The organism is Bradyrhizobium sp., assembly GCF_022844465.1.
GTDB lineage: Bacteria > Pseudomonadota > Alphaproteobacteria > Rhizobiales > Xanthobacteraceae > Bradyrhizobium.
Map to the genome: position 1 here is coordinate 49,794 of NZ_JALHLP010000015.1, position 25,485 is coordinate 75,278.

General features: G+C 64.5%; 27 protein-coding genes and 1 pseudogene. 23 read left to right on the forward strand and 5 right to left on the reverse strand.

Translation table 11 applies throughout. The features are described 5' to 3' along the window. Positions 1-14: 14 nt before the first annotated feature. A complete protein-coding gene (locus Q0D31_RS19130; protein ID WP_291854463.1) occupies positions 15-1,412 on the forward strand; it encodes an MFS transporter in 1,398 nt (465 codons plus the stop codon). Here the strand turns inward: Q0D31_RS19130 and Q0D31_RS19135 are convergent. Beyond that, entirely contained in the window at positions 1,409-2,374 is a 966-nt protein-coding gene (locus Q0D31_RS19135; protein WP_291854465.1) for a glyoxylate/hydroxypyruvate reductase A, read from the reverse strand. The two genes, Q0D31_RS19130 and Q0D31_RS19135, sit on opposite strands and share 4 nt — an antisense overlap. 96 nt (positions 2,375-2,470) lie before the next feature. Here Q0D31_RS19135 and Q0D31_RS19140 point away from each other — a divergent pair, with 96 nt between their 5' ends. The 5 genes from Q0D31_RS19140 (at position 2,471) to Q0D31_RS19160 (ending at position 5,528) form a co-directional block, all read left to right on the forward strand. Next, entirely contained in the window at positions 2,471-2,743 is a 273-nt protein-coding gene (locus Q0D31_RS19140; RefSeq protein ID WP_291854466.1) for a hypothetical protein, read from the forward strand. Positions 2,744-2,877: 134 nt separating this feature from the next. Continuing rightward, positions 2,878-3,246, forward strand: a complete 369-nt coding sequence (locus Q0D31_RS19145) for a YciI family protein (protein ID WP_291854468.1) — start codon at positions 2,878-2,880, stop codon at positions 3,244-3,246. Next, positions 3,243-4,514 carry an RNA polymerase sigma factor gene (locus Q0D31_RS19150; protein WP_291854470.1) on the forward strand — a complete coding sequence of 424 codons (1,272 nt, stop codon included), beginning with the start codon at positions 3,243-3,245 and terminating at the stop codon, positions 4,512-4,514. The genes Q0D31_RS19145 and Q0D31_RS19150 overlap by 4 nt, the downstream gene beginning before the upstream one ends. Before the next feature lie 25 nt (positions 4,515-4,539). After that, positions 4,540-5,076 (forward strand): SRPBCC family protein, encoded by a 537-nt coding sequence (locus Q0D31_RS19155; RefSeq protein WP_291854473.1) that lies wholly within the window; start codon positions 4,540-4,542, stop codon positions 5,074-5,076. Between the two features lie 38 nt (positions 5,077-5,114). Next, positions 5,115-5,528, forward strand: coding sequence for a VOC family protein (locus Q0D31_RS19160; protein ID WP_291854475.1), 414 nt, complete (start codon positions 5,115-5,117; stop codon positions 5,526-5,528). A 6-nt stretch (positions 5,529-5,534) separates the two neighbouring features. Here the strand turns inward: Q0D31_RS19160 and Q0D31_RS19165 are convergent, their stop codons facing one another. Together Q0D31_RS19165 and cobT are read right to left on the reverse strand one after the other, a co-directional pair. After that, entirely contained in the window at positions 5,535-5,972 is a 438-nt protein-coding gene (locus Q0D31_RS19165; protein ID WP_291854478.1) for a hypothetical protein, read from the reverse strand. Positions 5,973-6,036: 64 nt separating this feature from the next. After that, positions 6,037-7,053 (reverse strand): nicotinate-nucleotide--dimethylbenzimidazole phosphoribosyltransferase, encoded by a 1,017-nt coding sequence (gene cobT, locus Q0D31_RS19170; RefSeq protein WP_291854480.1) that lies wholly within the window; start codon positions 7,051-7,053, stop codon positions 6,037-6,039. Between the two features lie 191 nt (positions 7,054-7,244). Between cobT and cobS the strand changes: the two genes are divergently transcribed. The 7 genes and pseudogenes from cobS to Q0D31_RS19205 form a co-directional block, all read left to right on the forward strand. Continuing rightward, the gene (cobS, locus tag Q0D31_RS19175) at positions 7,245-8,003 is read left to right on the forward strand and encodes an adenosylcobinamide-GDP ribazoletransferase (protein WP_291854482.1); all 759 of its coding nucleotides are present in this window, start codon (positions 7,245-7,247) and stop codon (positions 8,001-8,003) included. A 38-nt stretch (positions 8,004-8,041) separates the two neighbouring features. Continuing rightward, complete coding sequence (locus Q0D31_RS19180) at positions 8,042-8,623, forward strand: histidine phosphatase family protein (RefSeq protein WP_291854588.1); 582 nt, start codon at positions 8,042-8,044, stop codon at positions 8,621-8,623. A 316-nt stretch (positions 8,624-8,939) separates the two neighbouring features. Beyond that, entirely contained in the window at positions 8,940-9,365 is a 426-nt protein-coding gene (locus Q0D31_RS19185; RefSeq protein WP_291854484.1) for a YciI family protein, read from the forward strand. A 248-nt stretch (positions 9,366-9,613) separates the two neighbouring features. Further along, positions 9,614-10,321 carry a TetR/AcrR family transcriptional regulator gene (locus tag Q0D31_RS19190; protein ID WP_291854486.1) on the forward strand — a complete coding sequence of 236 codons (708 nt, stop codon included), beginning with the start codon at positions 9,614-9,616 and terminating at the stop codon, positions 10,319-10,321. A 105-nt stretch (positions 10,322-10,426) separates the two neighbouring features. Then, positions 10,427-10,912, forward strand: a complete 486-nt coding sequence (locus Q0D31_RS19195) for a DUF2852 domain-containing protein (protein ID WP_291854488.1) — start codon at positions 10,427-10,429, stop codon at positions 10,910-10,912. A 229-nt stretch (positions 10,913-11,141) separates the two neighbouring features. Continuing rightward, positions 11,142-11,588 (forward strand): CBS domain-containing protein, encoded by a 447-nt coding sequence (locus Q0D31_RS19200; RefSeq protein ID WP_291854489.1) that lies wholly within the window; start codon positions 11,142-11,144, stop codon positions 11,586-11,588. A gap of 299 nt (positions 11,589-11,887) precedes the next feature. Next, a pseudogene (locus Q0D31_RS19205) lies at positions 11,888-12,559 on the forward strand (Crp/Fnr family transcriptional regulator); the annotation flags it as partial. Positions 12,560-12,619: 60 nt separating this feature from the next. Here Q0D31_RS19205 and Q0D31_RS19210 read toward each other — a convergent pair. Beyond that, positions 12,620-12,913 carry a GlsB/YeaQ/YmgE family stress response membrane protein gene (locus tag Q0D31_RS19210; protein WP_291854591.1) on the reverse strand — a complete coding sequence of 98 codons (294 nt, stop codon included), beginning with the start codon at positions 12,911-12,913 and terminating at the stop codon, positions 12,620-12,622. Positions 12,914-13,354: 441 nt separating this feature from the next. On the opposite strand from Q0D31_RS19210, the gene Q0D31_RS19215 reads away from it, so the two are divergent. Further along, on the forward strand, positions 13,355-13,660 hold the full coding sequence (locus Q0D31_RS19215) for a hypothetical protein (protein WP_291854491.1): 306 nt from the start codon (positions 13,355-13,357) through the stop codon (positions 13,658-13,660). Positions 13,661-13,860: 200 nt separating this feature from the next. Here Q0D31_RS19215 and Q0D31_RS19220 read toward each other — a convergent pair whose 3' ends face one another. Continuing rightward, the gene (locus Q0D31_RS19220; RefSeq protein ID WP_291854493.1) at positions 13,861-14,949 is read right to left on the reverse strand and encodes a substrate-binding domain-containing protein; all 1,089 of its coding nucleotides are present in this window, start codon (positions 14,947-14,949) and stop codon (positions 13,861-13,863) included. A gap of 173 nt (positions 14,950-15,122) precedes the next feature. On the opposite strand from Q0D31_RS19220, the gene Q0D31_RS19225 reads away from it, so the two are divergent. From Q0D31_RS19225 to ybgF, 9 genes are all read left to right on the forward strand, one after another. After that, complete coding sequence (locus Q0D31_RS19225; protein WP_291854594.1) at positions 15,123-15,890, forward strand: serine acetyltransferase; 768 nt, start codon at positions 15,123-15,125, stop codon at positions 15,888-15,890. A gap of 518 nt (positions 15,891-16,408) precedes the next feature. Further along, positions 16,409-17,122: a protein TolQ gene (gene tolQ, locus Q0D31_RS19230; RefSeq protein WP_291854495.1), complete on the forward strand. Its 714-nt coding sequence runs from the start codon at positions 16,409-16,411 to the stop codon at positions 17,120-17,122. A 37-nt stretch (positions 17,123-17,159) separates the two neighbouring features. Further along, positions 17,160-17,633: a biopolymer transporter ExbD gene (locus Q0D31_RS19235; RefSeq protein WP_291854497.1), complete on the forward strand. Its 474-nt coding sequence runs from the start codon at positions 17,160-17,162 to the stop codon at positions 17,631-17,633. 113 nt (positions 17,634-17,746) lie between these two features. Next, entirely contained in the window at positions 17,747-18,622 is an 876-nt protein-coding gene (locus Q0D31_RS19240) for a protein TolA (RefSeq protein WP_291854599.1), read from the forward strand. Between the two features lie 49 nt (positions 18,623-18,671). Further along, on the forward strand, positions 18,672-20,036 hold the full coding sequence (gene tolB, locus Q0D31_RS19245) for a Tol-Pal system beta propeller repeat protein TolB (protein WP_291854499.1): 1,365 nt from the start codon (positions 18,672-18,674) through the stop codon (positions 20,034-20,036). Positions 20,037-20,208: 172 nt separating this feature from the next. Further along, positions 20,209-22,542, forward strand: coding sequence for an EAL domain-containing protein (locus Q0D31_RS19250; RefSeq protein WP_291854501.1), 2,334 nt, complete (start codon positions 20,209-20,211; stop codon positions 22,540-22,542). 131 nt (positions 22,543-22,673) lie between these two features. Beyond that, the gene (locus Q0D31_RS19255; RefSeq protein ID WP_291854503.1) at positions 22,674-23,402 is read left to right on the forward strand and encodes a hypothetical protein; all 729 of its coding nucleotides are present in this window, start codon (positions 22,674-22,676) and stop codon (positions 23,400-23,402) included. 287 nt (positions 23,403-23,689) lie between these two features. Next, complete coding sequence (gene pal / locus Q0D31_RS19260; protein ID WP_291854505.1) at positions 23,690-24,178, forward strand: peptidoglycan-associated lipoprotein Pal; 489 nt, start codon at positions 23,690-23,692, stop codon at positions 24,176-24,178. A 228-nt stretch (positions 24,179-24,406) separates the two neighbouring features. Beyond that, positions 24,407-25,465: a tol-pal system protein YbgF gene (gene ybgF, locus Q0D31_RS19265; RefSeq protein ID WP_291854507.1), complete on the forward strand. Its 1,059-nt coding sequence runs from the start codon at positions 24,407-24,409 to the stop codon at positions 25,463-25,465. Positions 25,466-25,485: the final 20 nt, after the last annotated feature.

Here is a 25,485-nt window from a genome sequence, read left to right on the forward strand (position 1 = left end):
CGGCGGGTTTCAACGTGCCTTCCAAATCCAGACCCGATTCGCTCCTAGTATCGGCCGGCCTGCTCCACTCGAAAGGGTGGCAGGTCGCCATCATCGGGCTGGGCACCGCCAGCGTGCAACTCGATACGTCGGTCAATATTGCGTTTCCCGCCATCACCCGGGGATTCGATCTGACCATCGCCGACATCCAGTGGGTCGTGATCTGTTACGTCCTGACCTACGCTAGCCTGCTGCTGGCGCTCGGGCGCGTCGGCGACAGCGTCGGTCACGCGATCGTTTTTCGGATCGGCCTGATCTGGAGCGCGGCGGCGCTGCTGCTTGTCAGTTGTTCACCCAACTATGGGGCGATGCTGGCTTTCCGTTGCCTGCAAGGTGTTGGCGCCGCACTGGTGCTGAGTTGCGGCGCGGCGCTGGTAACGTCCCTCTATGGCGAGGAGCGGCGCGGCCGCGCACTCGGCATTTACACCATGATGATGGCGTTCGGATTGATGATTGGCCCGCTGCTTGGAGGTGCTTTGACGGCGATCTTTGATTGGCCCGCGGTGTTCTGGTTCCGAATTCCCATCGCCATCGCGGCACTGCTGCTGCTGCTGCTGCTGCGTGCCAAGCCGGGATCGCCTGCGAGCCGGGCAGACGATCGCCTGGACATTGTGGGCGGCATCGCGCTGACGCTCGGCCTGGTCACGATGCTGTTGGCGCTGAATCGAATGCGCGAGTTGTCCGCCGTCTGGTTCGCCTTGCTGTCCGCCATTGCCTTCGCGGCCTTCGTCCTCCGCGAGTCCCGCGCGGCGCGCCCGATCATCGCCATCGACGTTCTCAGGCTCCCGGGCTTTGCGATGCTCAATCTCGTCAGCGTGCTGGCCAATCTCGCGGCCTTCTCGGTCTGGCTGCTGGTGCCGTACTTTCTGGCGCGCGTACCCGGCTATACGCTGACCGGGAGCGGCGCCATTCTGGCTGCTGCTGCGGCGGGGGCCGCGCTGGCGGCGCCGATCGGTGGCCGCCTGGTCGGGCGGTACATCTCCGCCGAGCGGCTGGCAATTGCAGGTGCTGCCGCGATCGGCGCCGGTCTGCTCCTGCTCAGCGCGTGGACGGAACAGACCCCGACATTCCTGCGAGTAGTCGGGCTCGTCGTGCAGGGCATCGGCCTCGGCCTGTTTCAGCTTGCCTATTCGGATATCGTGACATCAGCGCTGCCGCTGAGGGATCGCGGCGTGGCCGGCAGTCTCGTCCTGCTGACGCGCACGCTGGGTACGGTGACCGCGGCCTCGATCGTCCTGATGGTGTTCGATAGCCTCCGATCGAACCACAGCTTCCTGGAAGCCTTCCATCAGACTTTTCAGCTTGCGGGCATGCTGGCGTTTGCCGCTGCGGGACTGTTGCTGCTTTCGCACCGCAGGATCGGCACGACCTAATATCCGCGGCCCCGATCCACGATATTCTCCAACCCACCGCCGGTCTCGAACCGCTCGATCTGGCGCGCGACGTATTTCGAGATCTCGTCGGGATCAGTGTCGGCGGCGTTGTGCGGGGTCAGCACCACCTTGGGATGGGTCCAGAACCGGCTCTCCGGCGGCAGCGGCTCGGTGGCGTAGACGTCGAGCGAGGCGCCGCCCAGCGTGCCGTCGTCGAGGCATTGTAGGATGTCGGCCTCGTTCTGCAGGCCGCCGCGGCCGGCGTTGATCAGCACCGGCGCGCCGAGCGGGCTGTCGCGGTTGAGTTTCGCAAACAGCGCGCGATCGAGGATGTGCCGCGTCTGTTGTGTCAGCGGCAGCAGGCAGACCAGGATGTCGGTCTGCCGCAGGAACGGGTCGAGCTGTTCGTCGCCGTGAAAGCAATCGACGCCGGCGATGTTCTTTTCGCTCCGGCTCCAGCCGGCGACGCGAAAGCCCAGCCGCTTGAGCGCATCGGCGGCATCGGCGCCGAGCGTGCCGAGTCCCATCACGCCGACCGAGATCGCGCCCGCCGCCCATTGCGATTTCGGCGCCCAGCGTTTGGCGCGCTGGCACTCCCGCAAGTACAGCTCCTGCCGGTGGTGCATCAGGACATGCAGCACGACATATTCGGTCATCCGCGCGGTGAGATCGGTGACCGCGACCCGCACCAGCGGCACGTCGGGCAGTGAACGATCGACCATCAGCGCATCGACGCCGGCGCCGAGGTTGAAGATCACCCGCAGATTCGGAAAGCCGGCCAACTCGCCCGGATGCGGCTTCCACACCGCGGCGTATTGCACCTCGGCCGGATCGAACGACGCACCCGGCAGCAGCAGCACGCGACGGTCGGCGCAGACCTCGTCGAACCGCTCCTTCCAGCGCTGCGGCGACCAGTTTTCGGCCCCGCCATGCACCAGCAAGGCGAGCGCACCCTTGTTCATGACCATTCCCTTCGCATCGCAGCCCACGTGACCCGCATCACATTAGGGCGTGCCCGGTTTCTCTATCCTGCTTTCATCAAACAACGGAGAGCTCACATGCGCAAATTGATCCTCATCGCCGCTTTCGCCCTCGTTTCCGTCTCGGCGCAGGCCAATGATTTCGGCAGCCTGCTGGCGGGCAACGACATGTCGGCCGCCGCCGCCATGCCGGGCGATCCTTCGGCAATGGCCGGCTCCATGATGCCGCAAGCCTCCAACAAGCAAGCCTCCAACAAGCAGGCCACCGGTTCGAAGAAGACCCAGGCAAGCCGCGAGACCGATGAGCAGAAGGCGCGCCGGATCGCCGCCAAGTATGGCGTCTCCTGGTAATGCACGGTTTCATCGTCGTGGCGGTGATGTTCCGGCGGGCGCTTGCCTGCCGGAACATCTGAGAATCTTTCGACCTACCTGTCGGCGCCGGGCATAATCGTTCGTCCTGAAGACAACGGAGATGCCTGCGCCCCATGCTGTACGCCATCCTTTGCTATCACGATGAAGACACCGTCGGTTCCTGGACCAGGGAACAGGACGCCGCGGTCATGACAAAACTTTCCGTCGTGCAGGACAAGCTCGCCAAACAGGGCCGGCTCGGCCCGGTGGCGCGGCTGTTGCCGACGACGGCCGCGACCACGCTGCGCAAGGACGACCCGCCGCTGGTGCTCGACGGCCCGTTTGCCGAAACCAAGGAGCAACTGCTCGGCTTCTATGTCGTCGACTGCCAGAACCTCGACGAGGCGCTCGACATCGCGCGCGACCTCGGCGCGGCTAATCCGGGCGGCGCCTACGAGATCCGCCCGGTCGGCCACTTCACGCCGGGCAGCGTGCGGTCGTGACCGATACCGCCTGGATCGATGGGGCACTGACCTCGGCGCGTCCCCAGGCGGTCGGCGCGTTGCTGCGCTATTTCCGCAACCTCGACACCGCCGAGGAGGCCTTCCAGAACGCCTGCCTGCGCGCGCTGAAGAGCTGGCCGCAGAACGGCCCGCCGCGCGATCCCGCGGCGTGGCTGATCATGGTCGGGCGCAATGTCGCGATTGACGATATCAGGCGGAGCAGGAAGCAGCAGCCGCTGCCCGAGGAAGACGCGATCTCCGACCTCGACGACGCCGAGGAGCAACTCGCCGACCGGCTCGACGGCTCGCATTACCGCGACGACATTCTGCGGCTGTTGTTCATCTGCTGCCATCCGGACCTGCCGGCGACGCAGCAGATCGCGCTCGCGCTACGCATCGTCTCGGGCCTCACGGTCAAGCAGATCGCGCGCGCCTTCCTGGTCTCGGAAGCCGCGATGGAGCAGCGCATCACCCGGGCCAAGGCAAAGGTCGCCGACGCCAGCGTGCCGTTCGAGGCGCCCGGGGCGGCCGAGCGCAGCGAACGGCTCGCCGCCGTCGCCGCCATGATCTATCTGATCTTCAACGAGGGCTACTCGGCCGGCGGCGATACCGCCGAAATCCGCCAGCCGCTGTGCGAGGAGGCGATCCGCCTGGCGCGGCTGCTGCTGCGGCTGTTCCAGAGCGAGCCGGAGATCATGGGGCTGACCGCGCTGCTGCTGCTGCAGCATGCGCGCGCCCTGGCGCGTTTCGATTCCGATGGCGCGGTGGTCCTGCTCGACGATCAGGACCGTTCGAGGTGGAACCAGTCGCTGATCGCCGAAGGGCTGGCGCTGATCGACAAGGCGATGCGCCATCGCCGCAGCGGGCCGTATCAGCTCCAGGCCGCGATCGCCGCGCTGCATGCCCGCGCCGAAACCCCCGAAGCGACCGACTGGACCCAGATCGAGCTGCTTTATGGGGGGCTCGAGATCATGCAGCCATCGCCAGTGGTGACGTTGAACCGCGCGGTCGCGGTGTCCAAGGTGCGCGGGCCGCAGGCCGCCCTCGACCTGATCGAGCCGCTGGCGCCGCGGCTGTCGAACTACTTTCATTTCTTTGGCGTGCGGGGCGCTTTCTTGATGCAACTCGGCCGCAACGAGGAGGCCCGCGCGGCCTTCGACCGCGCCATCGCGCTGGCCAACACGTCGGCCGAAGCCGCCCACATCCGCATGCACCTCGACCGCCTGCAGCGCGACAGCCAGCCGCGCGGCGCGAAGGCGGGGAAGTGATCCTTCTCCAGATGCGGAGCCGAACATGCTTGAAATCATCGCCATCGCCGCCGTCATTCTGGCAATTGCCATCGCCGTCGTGCTCATCCTCGCCGCCACCAAGCCCGCCACGCTGCGGGTGGCGCGCTCGATCGGCATCGATGCGCCGGCTGAAAAGATATTCCCGCTGATATCAGACTTTCACCAATGGAGGACGTGGTCGCCCTACGAGAACAAGGACCCCGCGATGAAGCGCAGCTATGGCGGCGCGGAGCGCGGCAAGGGCGCCGTCTATGCCTGGGATGGCAACAGGAATGTCGGTTCCGGCCGCATGGAGATACTCGAAACGACGGCGCCATCGAAGGTCGTCATCAAGCTCGATTTCTTCACGCCGTTCGAGGGCCACAACACCGCCGAGTTCACAATGCTGCCGCAGCGCGGTGGCACCCATGTCACCTGGGCGATGTACGGTCCCGCCAACTTCTTGTCCCGGCTGATGCAGGTGTTCATGAACCTGGATCACATGATCGGCAGGGATTTCGAAGCCGGTCTGGCCAACCTGAAGACCATCACCGAGAAATAGCCATCACTTTCAAATCACGCTCACCCAGGGAGCAGACGATGCGGGTCAATCCCTATCTATTCTACAACGGCAATTGCGAGGAAGCTCTGAGCTACTATCAGCAGGAGCTCGGCGCGAAGATCGAGGCGAAAATGCCTTACGGCGACGGACCCGCCGACATGCCGGTTCCGCCGGACTGGAAGAGCAAGCTCACGCATGCAAGCCTGACGATCGACGGCGAGGTGCTGATGGCCTCCGACGCCATGCCGGGCGACTATCATCCGCCGCAGGGTTTTGCCGTCGTGCTGCAGGCCGAGAATCCCGCCGACGCCGAGCGCCGGTTCAAGGCGCTGGCCGACGGCGGCACGGTGCGGATGCCGTTCGGCAAGACGTTCTTCTCCAGCGGGTTCGGCATGTGCGTCGACAGGTTCGGCATTCCCTGGATGGTCGATAGCCCGATGGAAGAGATGTGAGCTGTCCTACCGGCATCTCGGATAGATCGCGGCGAGTTCGCGCCCGCGCAGCATCAGCATCCGCGACGTCAATCCGCCGCGCCTGCTGATCCAGCCGCGCACCGCCGCCGGATAGGCCTCCAGCACCGCCTGCGAGGCTTCCGGTTCCGCATAGGTCCGGCCGCGGCGGTCGATCGAGCGGGCGGCGTGGAATCCGAGCACCGCCCGGCGGGTCACGCAGATGCGTTCGTTGGGAACCATGCTCAGCACCAGCGTGCAGGCCGACAGGCAGGGCCCGTCGATCACCACCCGCTCGCCGGTGGCGCGCACGCGTTCGAACAGGTCGAGAAACGGACCGACCTGTCCGCCCGGGCTGGCGAGAATTCGAATCTCGGCCCGTGCCGGCGCGATCGCCGCGCCCAGCGCGGCGGAGACCAAAACAGCTTTCAAGACCGCCAGGCGCATGCGCGGGCTCCCTCACCAACACGGATTCGCCGGGAAGTTACGCCGACATCGTGGCAAGGTTTCGTCATTCTTCCGCACCGGAAACCCCGGCTTCCGCGAAGGTAGCCATTCCCTGATGGCAGGCCAGCGCCGCGCGCAGCAGGGCAACCGCGACGCCCGCGCCCGAGGCTTCGCCGAGCCGCATGCCGAGATCGAGCAGAGGCTCGAGATGGAGTTCGCGCAGCAGATCGCGATGGCCTTGCTCGGCCGAGACATGCCCGGCGCGGCAATGGTCGAGTGCTGCGGCGTCAAGCCGCGCCAGCGGCAGCACCGCAGAGGTTGCCACGAAGCCGTCGAGCAGGACCGGGACGCCGCGCCGCCGTGCGGCAAGAACCGCGCCTGCGATCGCCGCGAGTTCGCGGCCGCCAAGTGCTGCCGCTACCGCCAGCGGATCGCCGAGGATGCCGCGATGAAAATTCAGCGCCTTGTCGATCGCCGCGCGCTTGCGCGCCAGCCCGTGATCGTCGACGCCGGTGCCGCGGCCGGTCCAGCGCGCCGCGCCGCCGCCGAGCAGCGCCGCACACAAGGCCGCCGCCGCCGTGGTGTTGGCGATGCCCATCTCACCGACCACGAGCAGGTCGCAATCGTGAGGCACGGCACGGCTGCCGGCATCGACCGCGCCGAGATATTCGTCCGTGTCCATCGCGGCGGCCGCGGTGAAATCGCGCGTCGGCCGATCGAGCTCGATCGGCACCACCACGAGTTCGGCGCCGGCCAGCCGCGCGATCTGGTTGATCGCCGCGCCGCCTCTGGTGAAATTCGCCACCATCTGCGCGGTGACGGCGGGCGGATAGGCCGAGACGCCGCGCGCGGCGACGCCGTGGTTGCCGGCAAAGACCGCGATGGTGACGCGGTCGAGCCGCGGTCGTCCGTGGCGCTGCCATCGCGAAAGCCAGACCGCGAGCTCCTCTAGGCGGCCGAGGCTTCCCGGCGGCTTGGTCAGATGCTGCTGCCGGCGCACGGCGGCCTCGGCGGCGGGCGCGTCTCCCGTGGGCAAGTCGCGACAGAAGGCGCGGATGTGGTCTAGACTGTCGAACGGCATGCGGCTTTCTTGGTCTCTTCCAGGATATTCTTCCACGATACGCTCGGGCGTCCTCAAGGCCGCACGCTAGAGCATGATCCGGAAAAGTGTGTAGCGGTTTTCCGAAAAGATCATGCTCAAACAAAGAGCTAGACCGGGATGACGATTCGAAGAAAGTCATCCCGGTCTAGAACGATTCTCCGGACGCCACCATGAACGAATGGCTCGACGATTTCAGGACCGCCGTCGCCTTCCTGACCCGGCTGCCGATGCCGCATCCCGATGGCGCGACGCCGGCGAATTTCGTCCGCGCGCACCGGATGTTTCCCGTCGTCGGCGCTCTGATCGGTGCGGCAATGGGATTGTTGTGTCTCGGCTTGCGACATGTCGGGGTGCCGGATCTGGCCGCCGCGGCGCTGGCGCTCGGCGGCGGCGCCGTCCTGACCGGCGCGCTGCACGAGGATGGCCTGGCCGATGTCGCCGACGGATTCGGGGGCGGCCGCAATCCCGAAGCCAAGCTGGAGATCATGCGCGACAGCCGGCTCGGCACCTATGGCGCCCTCATCCTGCTGGTGAGTTTTGCCGCGAAGCTGTCCGCGCTGGCGGTGATTCCGAACGGCCATGTCGTGCCGGCGCTGATTGCCGCGCATGCGCTGGCGCGCGGCATATTGCCGGCGATGTCGATGCAGCTGCCCTATGCGCGAAAGGACGGGCTGGCCCGCACCGCCGGCCGGCCCGATGCGGCGACGGCGGCGACGGCGGCCGGCCTGGCGCTGCTGATCGCGCTGTTGTCGCTGTCCTGGACCAACGCGCTGTTGGCCGCGGGGCTCGCCGGTCTCGGCGGGCTCGGCATGGCGTGGCTGGCGCTGCGGCAGGTCGGCGGCCAGACCGGCGACGTGCTGGGCGGCGCCGAACAAATCGGCGAGACCGCGATCCTGGTGCTGCTGGCGGCAAGGTTGGCGCAGCCGTGACCAAGGTTGGCGCAGCCGTGAGCAAGGCTGGCGCAGCCGTGAACACCGGCAGCACTTCGCGCGCGACAAATCTGTGGTTGATCCGCCACGCGCCGGTCAACGGACCGCGCGGCGTCATTCATGGCCCCGACGCCCCGGCCGATCTCGGCGACGCGTCAGCCCTTGCCGCGCTGAAAGCGCGATTGCCCGCGAACGCGTTCGCCGTCTGCAGCCCGGCGCGCCGGACCCGGCAGACCGCCGCAGCACTTGGTCTCGACGCGGTCGAACAACAGGCCTTTCGCGAACAGGATTTCGGCGCCTGGACCGGGCGGCGTCATGACGATCTCGCCGCCGAACCCGGCGCGGCCTATCGCGCATTCTGGCAATCGCCGGCCGGCAACAAGCCGCCGGGCGGCGAAAGTTTTGTCGATCAGATCGAGCGCGCGCGGGCAGGGCTCGCGCTGCTGCCGAAAGGGGACGCGGTGCTCGTCGTGCACTCCGGCACCATCCGCGCATTGCTCGCCATCGCGCTCGACCTGACGCCCGACGCCGCGTTGCGCTTCGTGATCGATCCGCTGTCGCTGACCCGGATCGATCGCCTGGAAAACGGCTGGCGCGTCGTCGCGGTCAACCAGCGCTGATCTCCTAACCGTTGCGCCGTTCTCCGCGCAGCGTTTCGCGGCGGGCGGCCGATCGGCCGCGGACCATGACCTCCGGGATAATTTCTCGGGTCATGTCGGCGTCGTAAAAGCCCGCTCGTCTTGTCGACGAGCGCTGGAGACAACCGGCGCAACCCCGCGGCAAACGGGTGAGCGCGGCTGCGGGCGCAGGCAGCGACGAAGCAACGTTTCCCGTCATTCCGGGATGGTCCGAAGGACCAGACCCGGAATCTCGAGATTCCGGGTTCGATGCTTCGCATCGCCCCGGAATGACGACAACCTAGCGAGGAGACCCACCATGCGATTCATGATGCTGATGATCCCTCTTGGATATGAAACCGCGCCGCCGGACGTCGAACTCGATCCCGAGCGGGTCAGGGCGATGATGAAGTACAACGAGGCGCTGAAGGAGGCCGGCGTCCTGATCACGCTCGACGGGTTGCATCCGCCGTCGACCGGCGCGCGGGTTTCCTTCGCCACCGGCGCGCCTGTGCTCACCGACGGCCCGTTCGCGGAGGCCAAGGAAGTGCTGGGTGGCTACTGGATGATCGAGGTGAAATCGCGGGAAGAGGCGATCGCCTGGGCGAGAAAATGCCCGGCCTCCGCGAACGAGATCATCGAGATTCGCCAGGTGCGGGAGATGGCTGATTTCTCCGAGGAGGTGCAGGAGGCGGCCAGGGGTTTTGACGAGTTGCAGAAGAAGAGTGCGTCCAGGGCGAGGTAACGTGAGGCAGTCCCTCCACTCCCTCGCCCCGTTCTTACGGGGAGAGGGTCGGGGTGAGGGGCTCTCTCCACGAGCCAAAAAGTGTCCACGATGTCTCCGAACACCTGTCCACCTTGTCCCCGGTCTGAACAAAGAGCGGGGCGAGGGAGTAAACCGAACTTATTCCGGCGTTAACCTTGCTGAACGCGCGAAATCTGAACCCGCAAAACCAGTGACCTTTGCCGCCGGCTCATGTAAAAGCCTTTCACATGAGCTGGCGCAAGGAAGAGCGCCGCGCCGAGCGCGGCTATCATCACGGCAATCTGAAGGAGGCGCTGCTGCAGGCAGCGCTCGGCCTGATCGCCGAAAAAGGCGCGGCCGGCTTCACCTTTGCCGACGCGGCGCGGATGGCCGGCGTCAGCCCCGCGGCACCCTACCGGCACTTCCGCGACCGCGACGAATTGCTGTCCTCGATCGCGCAGCGCGGCTTCGAGCAGTTCGAGGCGTTGTTGACGCAGGCCTGGGACGACGGCCGCCCCGACACCGTCAGCGCGTTCCAACGTCTCGGCAAGGCCTATCTGGCGTTCGCGCGCAACGAGCCCGCGTTCTATTCGGCGATGTTCGAATCCGGCCTGCCGGTCGATTCAAATGCGACGCTGCTGGTAGCCAGCGAGCGCGCCTTCGCGATCATTCGCGCGGCGTCGGAGCGGCTCGCGGCGCTGGCCCCGCCGGGCGTGCCGCGCCCACCCGCGATGATGATGGCGCTGCATATCTGGTCGATGTCGCACGGCGTGGCCTCGCTGTTCGGCCGCGGCGACGCCGCGCGGCGCAAATTGCCGATGTCGCCCGAGGATCTCCTGGAAGCGGAAGTGCTGATCTATCTGCGCGGCCTCGGCTTCCCGACCGACCGCCGGCCCGAGCCGCCGCCGGTGCCGCCCGCGGGCGGCGCTTCGGGCCCGTGGGGTGCCTCACGATAAATTTTCGAAGGCCCCTGCCGCCGCCCGCTTGACAAAACCGCGGGATGGTTTACGTATGTAAATGTTATTTACATTCACAACGGCGTGACCGTCATGGAGAGGGAAATGGCCTACACCGCAGATGTCAATCGATGGCGCGGCAGCAGCGAAGAAGTCCATCGCCCGCGGATGCTGGACAGCCCCTGGCACCCCGGCTGGATCATCGGGACCATCCTCGGCTTCATCATCTGGTGGCCGATCGGGCTTGCCCTTCTCTTTTTCACACTATGGAGCAGGAAAATGGGTTGCTGGAGCAATGGAGACCGCTGGCAGAACAAGATGGAGCGGATGCAGTACAAGATGGACCGGATGCGCGGCCGCATGGAGCGAGGTGGTTTCGGCGGCTTCGGCTTCGGAACGCCCACCAGCGGCAACCGCGCCTTCGACGAGTACCGCAGCGAGACCCTGCGGCGTCTTGAGGAGGAGCAGGTCGAGTTCAGGAATTTCCTCGACCGGCTGCGGCACGCCAAGGACAAGGAAGAGTTCGACGCCTTCATGGCGCAGCACAAGCCGCGTCCGACCCCGCCGAACGACCAGCCACAGCAGGGCTGAGGTCCATCAACCAAGCCTTCGGCCTCGGGCGTAATGCCTTGCAGAGGATCCAGCCGCCCATCCGCGAAAGCAGGTGGGCGGTTTGCTTTTCGGCTCGGCGATCGCTGTCGGGATCGGTGGCAGGCTTCGCCGGCGACATCGGCGCAGTGCTGACAAGGCAAGGTATTTTGACTAACCTTCAATGTGGGCCATCAGGACGGGGCAGGGCAGGGCCCACGAGAGGAGATCGATGAGCACAGTAAAGAGCGCTCTGGCCCAGAAGAGTGGCGCCGCCCTGATCCATGTTCGCTCCGGCGACATGGTCGTCGAAGCCCTGCGCCGGATGCGCGACAACCGGGTCCGGGCGGTGCTGGTGATCGACGACGACGTGCTGGTCGGTATCGTGACCCAGGGCGACTGCGCCATCAAGGTGCTGCTGCCCGGGCTCGATGCGAAGCAGACGCCGGTGGGCCAGGTGATGACGGGCAAGCCGGTGACGGTCAAGCCGGACGATCGGCTGGAAGGCTGTATGGCAATGATGGCTGCGCGCGGTTTTCGCCATCTGCCAGTGCTGGACGCGGGCAAGGTCGTGGGCGTGATCTCGATCGGAGACGTCGTCAAGGACATCATCCGGGATCTGGAGCACAACGTAGGCGACCTGATGGGCTACGTCATGAGGGACGGCCCCGGAGGCTGACAGACGAACCGCGTGGTGCCGTCGTACCGTCCGCGATCCTGCGGCAGGAGTGAGTCCCCTTGCGTTCGTCACGCCCACGCACGCTTCACGGCCGGTACAATCCGCCCATCCGAAAGCAGGTGGGCGGTTTGGGCGATTTGCTTTGTATGCCGGGAAGCAGTCAAGTTCGACTTCCGGTTTGAGGATAAACGAGGGCTCACTCGCTGATTCCGGATGCAAATGCCATCAATGCGGGCAACTTATTTCAGACGCCCTCGGCCACGACGGGCTAAGATAGGTACCTCATCGTGGAACCACACATGGCCAGAAATGCCAATGAAGCTTTTGATCCGAAGGCGTTTCTCGCCATGGTGGGCGAGGGAAAGACCATTCTCAGGTTTCGCAAGGAACAGGTCGTCTTCGCCCAGGGCGATGTGGCGGACACGGTCTTCTATGTTCAGGAAGGCCGGGTCAAGGTTGTCGTGATATCCGAGCAGGGCAAGGAAGCCGTGGTCGGAATGTTGGGACCCGGCCAGTTCTTTGGCGAAGGCTGCATGAACGGCCACGCGCTACGCATCGCGACCACGACCGCGATGGAGGACTGCCTGGTCACCGCGATAACCAAGTCGGCCATGGTCGCGGCGCTTCACGATCAACCGAAGTTTTCCGAGCTGTTCATGGCCTACCTGCTGACCCGGAACAGCCGGATTGAAGAGGATCTGATCGACCAACTCTTCAACTCCAGCGAGAAACGGCTGGCGCGTCTGCTGCTGCTGCTGGCGAACTTCGGCAAGGAGGGCAGCCCCCAACTGATCAGCCCGAATATCAGCCAGGAAACCCTGGCCGAAATGATCGGAACGACGAGATCGCGCGTCAGCTTCTTCATGAATAAATTCCGCAAGCTCGGCTTCATCACCTACAACGGAAAAATCGAGGTCAACAGTTCATTGCTGAACGCGGTCCTGTACGACAAGCCCGAGATCAAGCGCGAGCCGTCATCTGACATCGCGTTGTGTACAGACGTTGTCGCGGAACCAAATCTGCGCGTGGCGCTAGCGGCGCCACCAACTCCTTCGCCACCCCCATCCGCCGCCTCGAACGAGGCGCACGATGAGCAGAAGAAGCACGGCACCGATGGTGGCGTTGACGATGGCGCTGATCAATCCGCTGCCGAGATGGATGCCGAGCCGGGGCAGCAACCAGCTTCCGAAAAAAGCGCCGAGGATTCCGATGACGATGTCGCCGAGCAGTCCGAAGCCGGTCCCTTGCACGATCTGGCCGGCAAGCCAGCCCGCAACCAGGCCGACGAACAGGATGACCAGCAGGCTTTCGCTCGACATGTGCATGGGGTGACCTCGCGGTTTGCCCGAGAGGCTTTCCAGACCAGCCTGCCGCTGTCTGTATCGAATTGACCAGTCGGCTGCGCCGTGACGCTTTAATTTTTTCGGCAATGAGCAAAATGGAACAGCGGAGTTCCACCGACTGCGGGATGCTGTTTGCATTCGACCCGCCCGGGGTAATGGCAGGGGGAATGCATCATGCCCGAACCACATCAGCTTCCAGAGCCCGACATGCTTTCGATAGGACGACCCGGATGTGCGAAATGCCAGGGCCGAGTGATGCTCGGGGGGATTGCGGCCGGCCCGAAGGGGTTTGATCTGCGCACCTTCGCTTGCGGGAAATGCGGCCACAGCTTCACGACGGCGGTCGCCACCGACCCGATGAATGCGGTCTCAGCCGGCTGGATTGCAGGCGAGCTGAAACCGCCGAAGTAAGCGCGGTCGCTCATGAATCAGACCGTCACGACGCCGCACGCGCCTGCCAGGCGGAGCCTCAACTGGATGTTGATCGCAGGCGCCACGTTCAGCCTCTCGTTCTGGCTGTATCGCGCGGTGCGCGCCATGCGTAAGGCCAAAGCGTTATTGATCGACGCGGTTCGTTTTGCGCGCCTGGCGCTCCCGGGAAGCGGTTCGGTCCGAATTCTTTCCGGTTTTCTTCAACGTCGCCATTGGCTCTCACCGGTTTTTTGGCCTCGAAATGGGCGGTATGCAGCTGCCGAAACGCGGGTCGAGCGAATCGTAACGCGACCTTGATCTTGCGACGATGTAAAGCCCAGCCAGTGCCGAGGAGCCGGGCAGAAGCAATATCCATGCAGGTGGCTGTAGCGCGATCACGATAATTGTGCCGATGATTGGCAGCACCACAGCGTCCAAAGCCAGTCTCGAGTTCATGAAGTATCACCTCCGTGAACGCCTAACTGAATTTTCCGCGCGAGCAGGCCGCCGCCTCTCGCTCACCCCTTGCGCATCTTGCCGAGCAGGAAGTTGTCGTAATAGTTCTCCGCGACCTGGGTGTAGAACAGCACTTCCTTCATGTAGGCGTCGTGGCTCTCTCTCGTCTTCTTGAACAGCGCGCTCTTCTCGGCGATTTCGCCGATATGATCCTGCGTCGCCTTGTAGCACGCCTCCATGACAGGCTGCGGGAACGCTCGCAGCTCGACGCCGCTGGCGACCAGCCGCTTCAAGGCGGCCGGATTGACGCTGTCGTATTTTTCGACCATCCACGCGCCCGCCGCCGAACCGGCCTGGGTGAGGATCGCCTGGTATGATTTGGGAAGCGCGTTCCACTTCTCGTCGTTGACCACCATGTGCAGCATCGCCCCGCCTTCCCACCAGCCGGGGAAGTAGTAGTACTTAGCAACCTTGTGGAAGCCGAGCTTCTCGTCGTCATAGGGACCGACGAACTCCGCGGCATCGATCGACCCCTTCTCGAGCGCCGAATATACATCGCCGCCCGCGATCTGCTGCGGCACCACGCCGAGCTTGGCCAGCACATGGCCGCCCATCCCGGCGATGCGGAACTTGAGGCCCTGGAGATCCTCGACCGTCTTGATTTCCTTGCGGAACCAGCCGCCCATTTGGGTGCCGGAATTGCCGCACAGGATGGCGTGCGCCTTGAACGGCTTCAGCGCCTCGTTGACGAGTTCGGCGCCGCCGCCGAACGTCCACCAGGAATGCTGGTGGCGATGGTTCATGCCGAACGGCGCGCCGGTGGCGTAAGCGAGCGCCGGCTCCTTGCCGATGTAGAAATAGAGCGGGGTCTGCGCCATCTCGACGGTCGCGGTGCTGACGGCGTCCAGCGCCTGCAGGCCGGGCACGATCTCGCCGGCGGCGAAAGTCTGGATCTGGAATTTGTTGTCGGTGGCCTCGGCGACGTATTTCGCAAAGGTCTGCGCGGTACCGAAGATGGTTTCGAGCGCCTTGGGAAAGCTCGAGGTCAGCCGCCACTTGATATCGGGCGAGCTTTGCGCGATCGCAGGCGCCGTAACCAGCGTGGTCGCGCCGACCACGGCGCTGCCCTTGAGGAACGTCCGGCGTTTCATGATGGCTCACTCCCTTGGATTGCAACTGCGTCGGCGCGGGGCAAGACGGCCCGTTCGAAACCTTTCGATCCCTTACCATACCTGACTTCAGCGCTGGTGGGGAAGCGGCGCATATTGGCGTCGTGCCGTGGCTGGCCTATATTGCAAAGGCGGCGCTGGCAAAGGGCATCGTGATGAGCCAGGACGGAATTGCAGCGGTTGATCGGCTTTGGCTGACGGTTCGGCGCGAGGCTGAAGCCATCGTCGCCGGCGACCCGGCCTTTGGCGCCTCGCTGTCGGCGGCCATTCTCGACCATGCCGGTTTCGCCGATGCGCTGGCGCACCGGATCGGCGCGCGGCTCGGTAAGACAGCGGCCGAGCGCCCGCAGTTCGCGCGGATTGCCCGCGAGACCTTTGAGCGAGTGCCCGATCTGGTCGAAGCGGCTTGCCGCGACCTTGAAAGCATCGCGGTTCACGATCCCGCCACGCGCGGCTTGCTGCCGCCGCTCCTGAACTTCAAGGGCTACGTCGCGCTGCAGGCGTTTCGCGTCTCCAACGCGCTCTGGCGCCAGGGCCGCCACGACCTCGCGCTGATGCTGCAAAGCCTGTCGTCGGATTCCCTTCAGGTCAGCATTCATCCGTCGGCATCGATCGGAACGTCGGTGTTCCTCGATCATGCCACCGGCATCATCGTCGGCGCGTTGGCGGTCATCGGCGACGAGGTGACGATCATGCAGAACGTCACCATCGGCCGCAGGGCTTCACGTCCGGACCGCGCGCCCAGGATCGGCCGTGGCGTCCTGCTCAGTACCGGGGCCACTGTTCTCGGAGACGTCGATATCGGCGACTTCGCCAGGATCGGCGCCGGCGCTGTTGTCGAGCATGACGTGCCGGCCGGATGTACCGCGGTCGGCGTCCCCGCGCGGTTGACCAATTGCCCCGAGCCGGCGGTCTCCGCCTGAGAGTGGTCGCCGTCGGCGCTTGTCGGGCAAATCGCTTTCGCGAAACTGTGTCCACCGTCATTGCGAGCGCAGCGAAGCAATCCATGCTTCGACAAGCAGCAAGATGGATTGCTGCGCTCGCAATGACGGTGGATGGGCCGAGGCATACGGAATACCCAGGCATACGCAGACCGCCGGCCTCCAGACGGCCCCAGCCTTCGGGGGGCGGCCGCTGGAGCTGGCATCCGGGACCCTCTAACCGCCCGGCCTGCCTTGATTTCCGGCAGCCGAATTCCCCTTTGGTAACCTCGCATTAACCATGTTTAGCGTCTGGTTGGGGGACGGAATGACGCGCGGATGGCCCTTGTTTTGACATGTTGGCGGGGGAAGCAGGACCCGGCTTTCGGCGGGCCCCCCATGCGACACAAGTTCAAGGTTCTCGCGCTGGCGCAGTCGCCGCGCCCGGCGCGCGGCCGTGGAACCGGCAGCCATTTGCTCCCGGAGCAATTAGGGAGACTTGCGTTGAGAGGATACCGCACATGAATCCCGCCGACGTGGCCCAGTCAGCCCTGCCGCTGGTTTCCACCGACGTATCGCTGATCGCCCTGTTCCTGCAGGCCCATCTGGTCGTGAAGACGGTCATGCTGGGGCTTCTGGCTTGCTCGGTCTGGGTCTGGGCGATCGCGATCGACAAGATATTCCTCTATTCGCGCACCAAACGGTCGATGGACCGCTTCGAACAGGCGTTCTGGTCCGGTCAGTCGATCGAGGAGCTCTATCGCGCGCTGTCGGCCAAGCCGACGCAATCGATGGCGGCCTGTTTCGTCGCGGCCATGCGGGAATGGAAGCGCTCGTTCGAGAGCCAGACCCGCTCGTTTGCCGGCCTGCAGATGCGGATCGAGAAGGTGATGAACGTCTCCATCGCCCGCGAGGTCGAGCGGCTGGAACGGCGCCTCTTGGTGCTGGCCACCGTCGGCTCCGCCGGTCCCTTCGTCGGCCTGTTTGGAACCGTCTGGGGAATCATGTCGAGCTTCCAGTCGATCGCGGCGTCGAAAAACACCTCGCTGGCGGTGGTGGCGCCCGGCATCGCCGAGGCGCTGTTTGCCACGGCGATCGGCCTTATCGCCGCCATCCCGGCGACTATTTTCTATAACAAGTTCACCTCCGAGGTGAACCGGCAGGCGCAGCGGCTCGAGGGCTTTGCCGACGAGTTTTCGGCTATCCTGTCGCGGCAGATCGACGAGCGTGGGTGAGGGCGGCGAATGACGGGCGCATCGTGAGATCGATATCATGGCGATGAACATGGCAGGCTCCGCCGGTGGAGGCGGTCGGCGCGGTCGGCGTCGCGCCGCCGTGATGGCGGAGATCAACGTCACCCCGATGGTGGACGTGATGCTGGTGCTGCTGATCATCTTCATGGTGGCCGCGCCCTTGATGACGTCGACCATCGACATCGACCTCCCGGTCGCCAGCGGCGGCAAGTCGCTGGCCGCCAACGCACCGCCGTTGACGCTTTCGGTCAAGCGCACCGGCGGGGCCTGCAACTCCAATGTCGAGCTTTATCTCGGCGATACCCTGATTTCGGCCAACGAATTGCTGCCCAAGATCAAGGCGATCCGGGAGAACCGGTCGGAGGCCGACAGCGTGGTTTATCTGCGCGGCGACAAGGATGTCTGCTACACGGATATGATGAAATTATTGGGGTATATTCGGACCGCGGGGTTCAAGGCGAATATCGTCATCGTGCCGGAGCAGGGCTCATGACGCATCAACCGGCGCGCGATGGCTGACGGCGGAGCGGGAAAGCTCAAGTGAAGGTCAAGGTCGACAAGACTGTCCTGGCGTCGGTTGCCCTGCATGTGTTCGTGCTGGGGTGGATGCTGGTGTCGGTCTCGACCAAGGCCCTCGACATGGCGCCGGAAGATTCCGTTCCCGTCGATGTCGTCTCCGCCGATCAGCTGGCGCGTGTCATGGCCGGCATGAAGACCGGCAAGAAGGAAAACCCGAAGCCGCTGGTTGAGAAGGTTGCGGAAGCCAAGCCGGCCGACGACGCCGTGGGCAAGATCACGGAAAAGGCGCCGGTTCTGACCGAGACCGCGCCGCCGCCCCAGCCCAAGGCCGAGGAAAAGCCGGTCGAAAAGAAGCCCGACCCGCCGAAGGTCGTCGAGAACAAGCCCAAAGAAGAGCCCAAGCAAGAGCCGAAGCCGGTCGAGAAGAAGCCGGATCCGCCGAAGGTCGATCCGATCGCCGAGGCGATCAGGAAAGAAGAAAAGCCGCCGGCGAAGCCGGTGCAGGCCGCCAGGCCGCCCGAGCCGCCGAAGCCGAAAGTCGAGCGCACCTTCGACCAGTCGAAGATCGCGGCCCTGCTCGACAAGCGCGACCCGACGCGGCAGGCCGCCACCGGCGACACGCTGAATTCCAACGCCGCGCTCGGCCTCGCCAAGGGCGCGGCCGCGGACAATTCCGCGACCTGGGGTTCGATGTTCAAGCAACAGGTCGAGCGCTGCTGGAAAAAACCCTATGGCGGCATCGAGTCGCAAAAGCCCGAGGCCGCCTTCGCCATCCGCCTCAAGCGCGACGGCACACTGGAGGGGATGCCGGTGCCGGAAGGAGCGCCGGCGACGCCGTATCTTCGCGTCTATCAGGAGAGCGCGCTGCGCGCGATTATCGAATGCCAGCCCTATCGGCTGCCCGCCGCGTTTTTCGAGGAGTGGAAGTATTTTGCGCCGGTGTTCACCGAACAAAAGACCTGAAAAATTCCGGGGGCATTCGCGACCATAGACATGAGCAAAGTTTGAAGCGATGACTGACAACAATGAATTGCCGAACGCTCCTTTCCGCCTGACCCGGCGCCAGATTATTTCGGGGATAGCCTCGACCGGCGTTGTGCTCGGCGGTCATGCCGGCAGCGCCGTCGCCCAGGCCCCAAAGCGCATCATCGTTCCCGAGGGCGAGTTCACGCCGCTGCCGATCGCGATCCCGAATTTCGTCGCGGGCACGCCCGGGGATACCGAGGTCGGTGTCGGCGTGTCGCAGGTCATCACCAACAATCTCAAGCGCAGCGGCCTGTTTGCGCCGATCGATCCGGCCGCCTTCATCGAGCGGATTTCCAACATCGACTCCGCGCCGCAATTCCAGAGCTGGAAGACCATCAACGCGCAGGCGCTGGTGACGGGGCGCATGACGCGGCAGGGCGACGGCCGGCTGAAGGCGGAGTTTCGCCTTTGGGACGTCAACACCGCCCAGCAGCTCACCGGCCAGCAATACTTCACCTCGCCGGAATACTGGCGGCGGATCGCGCACATCATCTCCGACCAGATCTACGAGCGGCTGACCGGCGAAAAGGGCTATTTCGACAGCCGCGTCGTGTTCGTCGACGAAACCGGCTCCAAGGAACGCCGCGTCAAGCGGCTGGCGCTGATGGACCAGGACGGCGCCAATGTCCGATACCTGACCAGGGGTTCGGATCTGGTGCTGACGCCGCGGTTCTCGCCGTCGACCCAGGAGATCACCTACATGGAGTTCGGCCAGGGCGATCCGCGCGTCTATCTGTTCAACATCGAGACCGGGCAGCGGGAGATCGTCGGCAATTTTCCCGGCATGTCGTTCTCGCCGCGGTTCTCGCCGGACGGCCAGCGCATCATCATGAGCCTGCAGCAGGGCGGCAACTCCAACCTGTTCGTGATGGACCTGCGTTCGAAATCGACGACGCGGCTGACCGACACGCCGGCGATCGACACCTCGCCGTCCTATTCGCCCGACGGCGCCCGTATCTGTTTCGAATCCGACCGCGGCGGAAAGCCGCAGATCTACGTGATGCCGGCAACCGGCGGAGCGGCGCAGCGAATCTCCTTTGGCGAGGGCAGCTATTCGACGCCGGTGTGGTCGCCGCGCGGCGACTATATCGCCTTCACCAAGCAGGGCGGCGGGCAGTTTGCCATCGGCATCATGAAGACCGACGGATCCGGCGAACGGATTCTCACCTCGGGATTCCACAATGAAGGGCCGACCTTCGCGCCGAACGGCAGGGTTTTGATGTTCTTTCGCGAACCCGGCGGCAGCGGCGGGCCTTCGCTGTTCACCGTCGATATCTCCGGGCGCAACGAACTGCGCGTCCCGACGCCCGGCTTCGCCTCCGATCCGGCATGGTCGCCGCTGCTGTCCTGACCGCCGCGCGCGCAACCTCGCGTTGATCGCGATAACGGCCCACTTAGCTGATCTTTCAGACATTTTCCTGGTTCGCCCCGCTGCAACAACGTCTCGGTAACGATGTTCCCTCAGAAAGGCTTCATCTGGGAAAGGTAAGACTGCGCACCCAGACAGGAAGCGCGCGCTGCCGATGCAGTTGGTCGATCAGAAAAAACGAAACAGCCGGGAAGAGCTGGAGCCGATACTTTACGCGGCGCTGGTCGATTCCATGTGCCAGAACTTCTGGCCGATGTTCATCGGCTCGCTTTCCACCGCTATCGCCGCGGTATTGACCGCGCTCAAGACCGGCAACGTCTTGCTGTGGCCATGCGCGGTCTTGATTATCGGGATCGGTACGATCCGCGCCTTCCAGATGCGCAAGTACGAACGGCGCACGCAGGTGCTGACGTTCGAACAGGCGAGGCACTGGGAGCCTCGCTACGCAGTCGGCGCCATTGCTTACGCCAGCGTGCTCGGCATCTGGTGTTTCCTCACCATCTACGGCAGCAACGATGTGATCGCGCATATGGTGTGCGTCGCGGTGACGATCGGCTACACCGCTGGCGGCGCCGCCCGCAATTACGGTCATCCGAGGCTGATCCAGTATCATATTCTGCTGGCGTGCGGGCCGATGTCGCTGGCCCTGATGCTTCACGCCGATTTCTATTACGTCAGCCTCGCCGTGCTGCTGGTGCTGTTCTTTGTCGGCCTCAAGAACATCAACCTCAGCCTCCACGCCATCTTCGTCAAGGCGCTGACCTCGAGCTTCCGGGAAGCGGCGCTCGCCGGGCAATTCGATACGGCGCTGAACAACATTCCCCACGGCCTGTGCATGTTCCGCGCCGATGGCCGGCTCGCGGTGATGAACCATCGCTTCAGCCAGATGATGGGCCTGTCCGACGACCTCATTCAGCACGGCGCCAGCGCGTCCGACATCATCGCGGCCTGCGTCGCCTCGGAATCGATTGCCGCTTCATGCGGCAAGATGATCCTGTCGGAGATCGAGAATACGCATGTCGGGGACATGATCACGACCGATCCCGTCGCCGCGCGCGGCCGGTCGCTGTCCTGGAAATTCCAGCCGATGGCGGACGGCGGCGCGGTCGTGCTGGTCGAAGACATCACCGAGCGCCGCAACGCGGAAGCCCGGATCAGTCATCTGGCCCGCTACGACGAACTGACGGCGCTGCCCAACCGCGTCAATTTCCGCGACGAGATCGGACGGCTTCTGGCCGTCCAGCAAGACGCGGAGCAGTTATCGGCGCTGCTATTCGTCGATCTCGACCAGTTCAAGCAAGTCAACGACACGCTCGGCCATCCCTGCGGCGACCAGTTGTTGTGCGCAGTGGCAGGCCGCATGCGCGAGTTGCTGCGACCCGAGGACTTCGTCGCACGATTCGGCGGCGACGAGTTCGTGGTGTTCCAGCAGAACATCAACTCGACCGACGACGCGGCCGGCCTCGCCCGGCGCATCGTCGATCGTTTGAGCGAACGCTACAAGATCGACAACCATCTGGTCGAAATCGGCGCTAGCGTCGGCATCGCCATGACGTCGCCCGGCGTCAGCGCCGATACACTGCTGAAGAATGCCGACATGGCGCTCTATCGCGCCAAGGCCGACGGCCGCGGCACCTACTGTTTCTTCCGGGAAGAGATGGCGCAGGTGGTCGAATCCCGCCGCATCCTGGAACTCGATCTGCGCAAGGCGCTGGCAAACGAGGAGTTCGAACTGCTCTACCAGCCGCTGGTCAATCTCAAATCCGGACGGATATCCACCTGCGAGGCGTTGCTGCGCTGGGACCATCCGGTTCGCGGCATGGTTTCGCCGTCCGAGATCATCCCGATTGCTGAGGATATGGGCCTGATCGTCGATCTCGGCCGCTGGATCCTGCGCAAGGCGTGCATGGAATGCATGAAGTGGCCCGAAGGCGTCAGCGTCGCGGTCAACTTCTCGCCGCAGCAGTTCCATCAACGCGGCCTGTTGGGCGAAGTGCGCTACGCGCTCGAGGTCTCCGGCCTGCCGGCAAGCCGGCTCGAAATCGAAATCACCGAATCCTCGCTGCTGCGCAACACGCAGCAGACGCACGACGTTCTGTCACAGCTGCATTCGCTCGGGGTTCGGATTTCGCTTGACGATTTCGGCACCGGCTATTCAAGCCTGAGCTACCTGCACAATTTCCCGCTTCAGAAAGTGAAAATCGACCGCTCCTTCCTTGAGGGGATCGACAGCGACCGCCCTTTGACGCTGCTGCGCGGCGTCGCCCGGCTGTCGGCCGATCTTGGAATGACCGTCGTGGTCGAAGGCGTCGAGACCAACGAACAGCTGGAATTGATCGGCGCCGAGGGCACGGTGAGCGAGGTGCAAGGCTATCTGTTCAGCCCGCCGGTGCCGGTGACGCGAATCCGCCAGCTCCTGAACGTGTCGCATGGTCGGCGGCTGCCGGAGCGGCAGCCCGCGGCAATACCGTCTCGGTCGATTGCTTGAAGCCGGCATCCCCGGGTTGTGGGCGGCCCTGCAGTTAACCCTAAACCCTGCTAACCCTTTGCAAACTCGTTAACAAGCTGTTAATCCTCGACCGGCTCGCAGAAGTTGCCTGGTAGCGTGAGGAGTACAGTATGAGGTCCCCGGCCGGATTCGCTGCGGCCGTTGGACGAAGTTCGAACCTGTTGGATCAAGTCGACTATCGTCTAGCGCAAACGTCTGAAGAAAAAGAAGAAATCTATAATCTGCGATACCGCGCCTATCTTCGCGAGGGCGCTGTGAAGGAATCTCCCGAGCGGCGCGTCACCGATCAATATGACGATTTGCCGAATTCCTGGACCTTTGGCGTCCATCTGCACGGGAAGCTCTACAGTTCCGTTCGGATCAGCGTGCTGACCCGCGAGTGGCGGCAATCCTGCTCAAACGAAGCGTTTGGTGAGTTGTTGAACCCCCGGCTTGACCGGGGCGAGGTCATCATCGATCCCGCCCGCTTCGTTGCCGACCCGGACACGGCCGCGCGGTTTCCGGAATTACCCTATGTCACGCTGCGGCTCGCCTATATGGCATGCGAATATTTCAACGCCGATCTCGGGCTCGCGATCGTGCGCGCCGAGCATCAGGCCTTCTACCGCCGGGTATTTCTGCACGAGACCATCGCCGAACCGCGTTTCTTCCCTGGGCTTCTGAAGCCGGTCGGGCTGATGGCAGCGGATTTTCCGGCGCTGAAGGAAAGGGTCTTTGAGCGCTATCCGATGATGCGCTCGACCGCGTTCGAGCGGCGCATGCTGTTTGAACGCGCCGGCGAACGGCAAGCGCGGTTGGCTTCCCGATACGAGCGCGCCTCGATCGCTCCGAGCGCCTGAAAAGAACGGCCCTGCCCAGCGGCGATTTGCCGAAAACGTCGTTATTGGCGACGGCGCGGTCTTCCGCCCGATTGCCAGGCCCCGAATCCGGTTGATTTCGCGCCAGGACCTGCTTGCCTTCACCCTCGCGCCACATTTACAAATCAGTAACTATCGCGGTCGCTTTTCACGGTTTGTCAGCATTTGATAGGCTCCGGCAAGGTTCCATCAAGGTTGACGGAACGTCCGCTTAACCATCGCCCTGTAGACCGGATGGCAGTCGAAAACGTGAGCGTGGAGGCTCCGGAATGAAATATCAGAAGCGTATCCAGGGATGGAAGCTGGCGGCCTTGGTCGCGGTGGCGCTGTCGCTGGGCGCCTGCGCCAAGAACAACGTCGGCGCCGATGGCGCAATGGCGAGCGCGGCGACCCCCGGCAGCCAGCAGGACTTCGTCGTCAATGTCGGCGACCGCGTGTTCTTTGAGAGCGACCAGACCGAACTGAGCCCGCAGGCGATCGCCACGCTGGAAAAGCAGGCGCAGTGGCTGCAGACCTACAACCGCTATTCCTTCACCATCGAAGGCCACGCGGACGAGCGCGGTACCCGCGAATACAACATCGCGCTCGGGGCGCGGCGCGCCCAGTCGGTGCGCAGCTATCTCGCCTCGCGTGGCGTCGATCCGAATCGCATGCGTACGATCTCCTACGGCAAGGAGCGTCCGGTCGCCGTCTGTAACGACATCTCCTGCTGGTCGCAGAACCGCCGCGCCGTTACCGTGCTGAACGCCGGCGCCTGACGCATTCGACCATTATCAAGCCTCAAAACCGGTGCCTTCACGCGCCGGTTTCGTTGCGTATAGCGCTTACAGGCCAAGTGGATGCCGGTTAGTGCTGATCAATCACATCAAGCAGTTACCCTTAGCTTCGTAGGATGAATTCCCTAAGCGCCAGTCACAATTCCGGCGCACTCCCTCTCTCAATGGGACCGGCTTTCGATGTCACGCGATCAACGTCGTCAGGGCAAAATGTCATTCAGGTTTCTCAATGCTGCCGGCGCCGTCACCCTCGCCGCGATGCTTTCCCTGTCTTCGCCGGCCTCCTTCGCGCAAATCTCGTTCCCGTGGGATCGATCGCCGCAGGCCCCCCCGCCGGGTCAAGCGCCATCCGACGACGTCGACGCGGATATCCGGATCCAGCGGCTCGAGAACCAGCTGCGCCAGCTGACCGGCCAGAACGAGGAACTGCAGTTCCGTAACCGTCAGCTGGAGGAACGGCTGCGCCAGCTCGGCGGCGGGTCGGTTGCGCCAGGGGGCCAGCCGGCAGCCGTCCCGCCCGGTGTGGCCGCGGCGCCACCCCCGGTTCAGCCGAATCCCCCGCTCCGGCAGGGCGCACCCGACCCTCAGCCGCAGACCGCGTCGCCGGCCCCGAACGTTCAGGATCCAGCGGGCCCGCAGGCGGGCGGCCGTCGCCGTGGAGATGCCTTCGACCCCAGCCAGAACCCGAACGCCCCCGGTGCGCCGCGCGCGCTGGGCGGCGGCCAGATGCCGATCACGACCGAAGCGCCCGGCGGGCGAGGGCCGGGCGAGCCGCTCGATCTCGGTGCGGCCCCACGGGAATCCGGGGGGGCCCTGCCACCCGCCGTTAGCGCCGCGCCGCCGCGCGGTCCCGCCAGCGCCGCGCTGACCACGCTGCCGCCCTCGGCCACGCCCAGGGACGAGTTCGATCTCGGTATCGGCTACATGCAGCGCAAGGACTACGCGCTCGCTGAAGAAACCATGAAGGGCTTTGCCCAGAGATATCCGAATGACCCCCTGATTGCGGATTCGCAATACTGGCTCGGCGAAAGCTACTTCCAGCGCCAGCAATATCGTGACGCTGCCGAAGCGTTTCTTGGCGTAACCACCAAATACGACAAATCGGGCAAGGCCCCCGACGCCCTGCTGCGGCTCGGCCAGTCGCTGGCGGCGCTGAAGGAAAAAGAGGCCGCCTGCGCCGCGCTCGGCGAAGTGACCCGGAAATATCCGCGCGCCTCGGCCGGCGTCAAAGCCGCGGTGGACCGTGAGCAAAAGCGGGTGAAGTGCTAGACTGTGGACGGGAGAGCCAT

Bases quoted from the DNA above. Each gene is read 5' to 3' on its own strand.
- cobS (WP_291854482.1), top strand. From the start codon at position 7,245: ATGAACGAATGGCTCGACGATTTCAGGACCGCCGTCGCCTTCCTGACC.
- cobT (WP_291854480.1), bottom strand. From the start codon at position 7,053: ATGCCGTTCGACAGTCTAGACCACATCCGCGCCTTCTGTCGCGACTTG.
- Q0D31_RS19190 (WP_291854486.1), top strand. From the start codon at position 9,614: ATGAGCTGGCGCAAGGAAGAGCGCCGCGCCGAGCGCGGCTATCATCAC.
- Q0D31_RS19145 (WP_291854468.1), top strand. From the start codon at position 2,878: ATGCTGTACGCCATCCTTTGCTATCACGATGAAGACACCGTCGGTTCC.
- Q0D31_RS19235 (WP_291854497.1), top strand. From the start codon at position 17,160: ATGGCGATGAACATGGCAGGCTCCGCCGGTGGAGGCGGTCGGCGCGGT.
- Q0D31_RS19255 (WP_291854503.1), top strand. From the start codon at position 22,674: ATGAGGTCCCCGGCCGGATTCGCTGCGGCCGTTGGACGAAGTTCGAAC.
- Q0D31_RS19200 (WP_291854489.1), top strand. From the start codon at position 11,142: ATGAGCACAGTAAAGAGCGCTCTGGCCCAGAAGAGTGGCGCCGCCCTG.
- Q0D31_RS19135 (WP_291854465.1), bottom strand. From the start codon at position 2,374: ATGAACAAGGGTGCGCTCGCCTTGCTGGTGCATGGCGGGGCCGAAAAC.
- Q0D31_RS19240 (WP_291854599.1), top strand. From the start codon at position 17,747: ATGCTGGTGTCGGTCTCGACCAAGGCCCTCGACATGGCGCCGGAAGAT.
- Q0D31_RS19225 (WP_291854594.1), top strand. From the start codon at position 15,123: ATGAGCCAGGACGGAATTGCAGCGGTTGATCGGCTTTGGCTGACGGTT.
- Q0D31_RS19185 (WP_291854484.1), top strand. From the start codon at position 8,940: ATGCGATTCATGATGCTGATGATCCCTCTTGGATATGAAACCGCGCCG.
- Q0D31_RS19215 (WP_291854491.1), top strand. From the start codon at position 13,355: ATGAATCAGACCGTCACGACGCCGCACGCGCCTGCCAGGCGGAGCCTC.
- Q0D31_RS19160 (WP_291854475.1), top strand. From the start codon at position 5,115: ATGCGGGTCAATCCCTATCTATTCTACAACGGCAATTGCGAGGAAGCT.
- Q0D31_RS19165 (WP_291854478.1), bottom strand. From the start codon at position 5,972: ATGCGCCTGGCGGTCTTGAAAGCTGTTTTGGTCTCCGCCGCGCTGGGC.
- tolQ (WP_291854495.1), top strand. From the start codon at position 16,409: ATGAATCCCGCCGACGTGGCCCAGTCAGCCCTGCCGCTGGTTTCCACC.
- Q0D31_RS19250 (WP_291854501.1), top strand. From the start codon at position 20,209: ATGCAGTTGGTCGATCAGAAAAAACGAAACAGCCGGGAAGAGCTGGAG.
- Q0D31_RS19220 (WP_291854493.1), bottom strand. From the start codon at position 14,949: ATGAAACGCCGGACGTTCCTCAAGGGCAGCGCCGTGGTCGGCGCGACC.
- Q0D31_RS19210 (WP_291854591.1), bottom strand. From the start codon at position 12,913: ATGCACATGTCGAGCGAAAGCCTGCTGGTCATCCTGTTCGTCGGCCTG.
- Q0D31_RS19140 (WP_291854466.1), top strand. From the start codon at position 2,471: ATGCGCAAATTGATCCTCATCGCCGCTTTCGCCCTCGTTTCCGTCTCG.
- tolB (WP_291854499.1), top strand. From the start codon at position 18,672: ATGACTGACAACAATGAATTGCCGAACGCTCCTTTCCGCCTGACCCGG.
- pal (WP_291854505.1), top strand. From the start codon at position 23,690: ATGAAATATCAGAAGCGTATCCAGGGATGGAAGCTGGCGGCCTTGGTC.
- Q0D31_RS19155 (WP_291854473.1), top strand. From the start codon at position 4,540: ATGCTTGAAATCATCGCCATCGCCGCCGTCATTCTGGCAATTGCCATC.
- ybgF (WP_291854507.1), top strand. From the start codon at position 24,407: ATGTCATTCAGGTTTCTCAATGCTGCCGGCGCCGTCACCCTCGCCGCG.
- Q0D31_RS19195 (WP_291854488.1), top strand. From the start codon at position 10,427: ATGGCCTACACCGCAGATGTCAATCGATGGCGCGGCAGCAGCGAAGAA.